The organism is Streptomyces sp. NRRL B-24085 (assembly GCF_001282115.1).
Classification (GTDB): Bacteria; Actinomycetota; Actinomycetes; order Streptomycetales; family Streptomycetaceae; genus Streptomyces.
The window spans coordinates 1-3,112 of the sequence record NZ_LJBR01000479.1 but is presented as its reverse complement, the minus strand read 5'-3'; the positions used below and the strand labels follow the sequence as shown (position 1 = coordinate 3,112).

Annotated in this window: 3 protein-coding genes; 1 reads left to right on the top strand and 2 read right to left on the bottom strand. The window is 73.4% G+C overall.

Annotation, left to right across the window (positions count from 1 at the left end; all coding sequences use genetic code 11):
- Positions 1–347: 347 nt before the first annotated feature.
- Both AOJ26_RS37275 and AOJ26_RS37270 read right to left on the bottom strand, forming a co-directional pair.
- Positions 348–1,556 (bottom strand): cation:proton antiporter, encoded by a 1,209-nt coding sequence (locus AOJ26_RS37275; RefSeq protein WP_053852786.1) that lies wholly within the window; start codon positions 1,554–1,556, stop codon positions 348–350.
- 5 nt (positions 1,557–1,561) lie between these two features.
- The gene (locus AOJ26_RS37270) at positions 1,562–2,047 is read right to left on the bottom strand and encodes a cation:proton antiporter regulatory subunit (protein WP_053852785.1); all 486 of its coding nucleotides are present in this window, start codon (positions 2,045–2,047) and stop codon (positions 1,562–1,564) included.
- Between the two features lie 177 nt (positions 2,048–2,224).
- On the opposite strand from AOJ26_RS37270, the gene AOJ26_RS37265 reads away from it, so the two are divergent.
- Positions 2,225–3,112, top strand: an 888-nt coding sequence (locus tag AOJ26_RS37265) for a HAMP domain-containing sensor histidine kinase (RefSeq protein WP_053852784.1), incomplete at its 3' end; no start/stop codon positions are given.

Genomic DNA, 3,112 nt, shown 5'->3' with positions numbered 1-3,112 from the left:
CGCTGCGGGCGGACACCCCCCACCCCGTCCCCTTCGCGCCGTACGCGACTGCACGAGCGTCCCCATGACCCACTCAGGGGCGCGGGGAACTGCGCGACCAGCCCCCACCGGCCCGCACCCGCCACACAACCGCACTTGGCACCCCCCGTAGGCGCCCGGCCCAAGCTCAGCGCAGCGGCCCCGCGGGAAACTGCGCGACCAGCCCCCACCGCCCCGCACCCGCCACACAACCGCACTTGGCACCCTCCGTAGGCGCCCGGCCAAGCTCAGCGCAGCGGCCCCGCGGGGAAGTGCGCGACCAGCCCCCACCGACCCGCAGCCGCCCTGCAACCGAACCCGGTATCCCCTCAGGCGCCGTCCACCGTGACTCGGGTTGGGGTCTCCGGGGTGGTCGGGGAGTTGTGGCGGGAGGTCAGTTTTGTGGCCAGGGGTTCTGTGTAGCGGGCTGTGAGGGGGCCGAGGATGACCAGGATGAGGACGTAGGCCGTGGCCAGCGGGCCCAGGGAGGGTTCTATGCCGGCCGAGACCGCCAGGCCCGCTATGACGATCGAGAACTCGCCGCGGGCCACGAGTGCGCCGCCCGTGCGCCAGCGGCCCTTGGGGGAGATGCCGGCTCGGCGGGCCGCCCAGTAGCCGGTGGCGATCTTCGTGGCCGCCGTGAGCAGGGCCAGGGCGAGGGCGGGGAGCAGGACGGGCGGGATGCTCGCCGGATCGGTGTGGAGGCCGAAGAAGACGAAGAAGACCGCGGCGAAGAGGTCGCGCAGGGGGCTGAGAAGGGTGTGGGCGCCCTCGGCCACCTCGCCGGAGAGGGCTATGCCCACGAGGAACGCGCCGACCGCCGCCGAGACCTGGAGCTGTTGGGCCACGCCTGCCACGAGGATGGTCAGGCCCAGGACCACCAGGAGGAGTTTCTCGGGGTCGTCGCTCGACACGAAGCGGGAGATCAGGCGGCCGTAGCGAACCGCCACGAAGAGGACCAGGCCCGCCGCGCCGAGGGCTATGGCGAGGGTCAGGCTTCCGGCCAGGAGGCCGGCGCCCGCGACCAGGGCGGTGACTATGGGCAGGTAGACAGCCATCGCCAGGTCCTCCAGGACCAGGACGCTGAGGATCACCGGGGTCTCCCGGTTGCCCACCCGGCCGAGGTCGCCCAGGACCTTCGCTATGACGCCCGAGGAGGAGATCCAGGTGACGCCTGCCAGGACCACGGCGGCCACGGGACCCCAGCCGAGGAGGAGGGCCGCCGCCGCTCCCGGGAGGGCGTTCAGGGCGCCGTCGACCAGGCCCGCGGGGTAGTGGGCCTTGAGGTTGGTGACCAGGTCGCCGGCCGTGTACTCCAGGCCGAGCATCAGGAGGAGCAGGATCACGCCTATCTCGGCGCCGATGGAGACGAACTCCTCACTGGCGCCCAGGGGGAGCAGGCCGCCCTCGCCGAAGGCCAGGCCGGCCAGGAGGTAGAGGGGGATGGGGGAGAGGCGGAAGCGGGCGGCGAAACGGCCCAGGAGGCCCAGGCCGAGGATGATCGAGCCGAACTCGATCAGGAGGACAGCGGAGTGCATGCGTCCTACTCCCGACCGAGGATCGCCGCAGCCGCGTCCACGCCCTCGCGGGTGCCCACGACGATGAGGATGTCGCCGCCCGCCAGGCGGAAGTCGGGGGCGGGGGAGGGGATCGCCTCGGCGCGCCGCAGGGCCGCGACGACGGAGGCTCCCGTGTCGGTGCGCATCCTCGTGTCGCCGAGGACCTGGCCGTTCCAGCGGGAGCCCGCCGCCACCTCGATGCGCTCGGCCACCAGGCCCAGGTCGGAGGCGTAGAGGAGGCTCGCGCTGTGGTGGGAGGGCTTCAGCGCGTCGATCAGGGCGCCCGCCTCGGAACCCGTCAGGCGCAGCGACTGGGCGCAGGAGTCGGGGTCGTCGGCCCGGTACACGCTCACCGTGCGGGCACCGTCGCGGTGCGCCACCACGGAGAGATGGCGGTCCTCGCGGGTCATGAGGTCGTACTGGACCCCGATGCCCGGCAGCGGCGTCGCCCTCAGGCGTGGAGCAGACACGTTTCTTCCCCTTGTGGTTCGAGTGATCGGTGGTTCGAGTGAGCACGGGTGCCGGGTTCGCATGCTGCCAGGCCCCCGTACGGTGGCGATATGGGTGACGTGACGGATATACGCGAGCGGCCGGCACCGGCGAGGCTGGGGCCTCGGGTGTCGTACGGGAGGAGTGAGGGCAGGGCCGTGTCGCTGTTCTGGCGGATCTTCTCGCTCAACGCCGCGGGCCTCGTCGTCGCCACCGCGCTGCTGCTGGGGCCGGTCACCGTGTCCACGCCCGTCCGGCAGGGGGAGGCCGTGGTCGTCCTCGGCGGGCTCGCCCTGCTGCTGGTCGCCAACGCCCTCGTGCTGCGGGTCGGGCTCACCCCGTTGCAGAAGCTGGGGCAGGCCATGGCCGCCGCCGATCTGCTGCGGCCCGGGGTCCGCGCCCCGGTCTCCGGCCCTGCCGAGACGGCCGCGCTGATCACGACGTACAACACCATGCTCGACCGGCTGGAGGCCGAGCGGGCGACCGGCGCCGCCCGCGCCCTCTCCGCGCAGGAGCGGGAGCGGCACCGCATCGCGCGCGAGCTGCACGACGAGGTCGGGCAGACGCTGACCGCCGTCCTGCTCCAGTTGAAGCGGGTCGCCGACCGGGTGCCCGAAGAGCTGCGGGAGGACGTGGGGCAGGCGCAGGAGGCGACCCGGGCCGGGCTCGACGAGATCCGGCGGATCGCGCGGCGGCTGCGGCCCGGGGTGCTGGAGGAGCTCGGGCTGCCGAGCGCCCTGCGGTCCCTCGCGGCCGAGTTCACCACGCACGGGCTGACCGTGCGCCATCACGTCGGCGGCGAACTGCCCCGGCTGACCGAGGAGTCGGAACTGGTGCTCTACCGGGTGGCCCAGGAGGGGCTCACCAATACCGCGCGGCACTCCGGCGCCGACCGCGCCGAGGTGCGGCTCCAGCCGGTCGCGGGGGGAGTCGAACTCCTCGTGCGCGACAACGGCAAGGGGCTGGGCGGGGCGCCGGAAGGGGCCGGGATCCAGGGGATGCGGGTGCTGGGCGCTGCTGGTCGGGGACCGGTTCCGTCTCCTCGG

Coding starts and splice junctions, on each gene's coding strand:
- AOJ26_RS37275 (WP_053852786.1), bottom strand. CDS start 1,556: ATGCACTCCGCTGTCCTCCTGATCGAGTTCGGCTCGATCATCCTCGGC.